The following is a 2,052-nucleotide window of genomic DNA, read 5'->3' on the forward strand; positions in this document are numbered from 1 at the left end:
TGCTCCCACCCCGAGACCGGCCGGTTCGAGGCCACCAGCCGGGCGAACTGCTCCTCCGTCAGCGGCCCCGCAAAGAACCTGCCCTGCGCCGCCGTGCAGCCGACCTCCCGCAGACAGGCCGCCTGCCACTCGGTTTCCACGCCTTCCGCCACCACTTCCATCCCCAGCGCTTCGCCCATCTCCACCATCGCCCGCACCAGCGGCCCGGAGGTGGCGTCGACCCCCAATCGCTCAACAAACGACTGGTCGACCTTGAGCGTGTCGATCGGCAGCCGCTGCAGGTAGCTCAGCGAGGAGTAGCCCGTCCCAAAATCATCCAGCGCCAGCCGCACGCCCAGCTGCTTCAGTTCGCCCAGCATCTCCACCGCGGCCGGCGCGTCTTCGAGCAGCACGCTCTCCGTCAGCTCCAGCTTCAGCTGCTCCGGCGCCAGCCCGGAGTGTTCGAGCACCTGCCGCAACCGCGCCGGGAGGTCGCGCTGGCGGAACTCCGCCGCCGAAATGTTCACGCACACGGTGAGCGGCTTCCCGGGCCTCAGCCGCTGGAACGCGGCCGCCTTCCGGCAGGCTTCCTCCGCGACCCACTGCCCGATCCGCACAATCTCCCCCGATTCCTCGGCGATCGAAATGAACGTGGCCGGCGAAAGCACGCCCCGGTGCGGGTGGTTCCAGCGAAGCAGCGCCTCCATGCCCAGCAGCGTGCCGGTGCGCAGGTCCACCAGGGGTTGGTAGAGCAGCAGCAGCTCGTTCCGCTCGACCGCCCGCCGCAGGGCATTGTCCAGGTCGAACCGCTCCGCAGCGTCCGCATCGAGCTCCGGCGAAAAGACCACCCAGCGCGCCCGGCCCTCGCCCTTCGCGCGGTACAGCGCGACATCCGCCTTCCTCAGCAGGTCCGTGGTCGAGCGGTCGCCCTCGCTGCTCACCGCAATGCCGATGCTGGTCGAAACGAACAGCTCCTGTCCCGCAATGGAAAACGGCCGCTCCAGCGCCGCCAGGATGCGCCCGGCGATCTCCCGTGCGGCCCGCCCGGCATCGCCGGCCTGCACCAGGACGGTGAACTCGTCGCCGCCGAGCCGCGCCACCATCTGGCCGCCGGCGGCTCCCACCAGCCGCTGCGCGAACACCGAAAGCAGCTGGTCGCCCACCGCGTGGCCGAGCGTATCGTTCAGGAATTTGAAGCGGTCCACATCCAGGAACATCACCGCCACCTGTCCCGGCCTGCGCTGCGCCCCCAGCGCCCGGGCGAAGGCAGCGAGGAACATCGCCCGGTTGGGCAGCTCCGTGAGCGAGTCGTGGAACGCCCGATAGATCAGCGAATCCGTCGACGATTGCAGCGCCGCGAGCGCGCGGTTTAGCTGCACCGCGAGCTCATCCAGCTCCCGGACGAACGCCCCGCCGGCCCGCCGCTCGAGGTCGCCAGCCTGTCCCTCCCGGATCACCTCGCCCAGGCGGTCCAGCGGCCCGGCCACGAGCCGGCAGAGCACCCAGGCGCCCCCGACCGCCGCCAGCATCCCCGGCCCCAGCTCCGCCAGCGCTGCCTCCAGCCCGTGGCCCAGCAGCAGGCCCGCGATCGGGCCCGCGACCGCTGTCGCTGCCAGCACGCCAATCAGGAGCACCCGCAGCGGCAGCCGCGGGAATGTCTCCCGCCGATCAGACGGCGCCAAGGCGGCCGCTCCGGTGTCCGCGCAGTGAATACCACGGTGTCACGCCGGAATATTCGGCCCACCGGGCCGTCATCTTCAGGGTGCGCGCACGCCCCGGGAACTTGGGAACTGTACAGCACGCGAATTCCCCGCCATGTTTTGAAGTTTTCTGACAGCCTGCAGGACGTTATACTGCCGCGAACTTCACAGGAGAGCATCGGATGGAATCGTACAAATTGCTGCTGTTCCTGCATCTCGGCGGCGTCATGGTGGGTCTCGGCGCGACCTTCGCCTTCCCCCTCCTCCAGGCCATGACCGAAGCGCAGGGAGTCGCCGCCACCCGCCTCGGCCTGCACATCACCCACCGCATCGAAAACCTGGTCGTCAATCCCGCGGTCGTGGTCCTGTTCCT

2 protein-coding genes are annotated in these 2,052 nt (G+C 69.4%); one reads left to right on the forward strand and one right to left on the reverse strand.

What is annotated here, in order from left to right:
- The coding region (locus VAE46_RS00185) for a putative bifunctional diguanylate cyclase/phosphodiesterase (protein WP_322794877.1) at positions 1-1,661 on the reverse strand (1,661 nt) is incomplete at its 3' end.
- 200 nt (positions 1,662-1,861) lie between these two features.
- On the opposite strand from VAE46_RS00185, the gene VAE46_RS00190 reads away from it, so the two are divergent.
- A partial coding sequence (locus VAE46_RS00190) for a hypothetical protein (RefSeq protein ID WP_322794878.1) occupies positions 1,862-2,052 on the forward strand: 191 nt, incomplete at its 3' end.

Source organism: Tepidiforma sp. (assembly GCF_034433535.1).
Taxonomy (GTDB): domain Bacteria; phylum Chloroflexota; class Dehalococcoidia; order Tepidiformales; family Tepidiformaceae; genus Tepidiforma.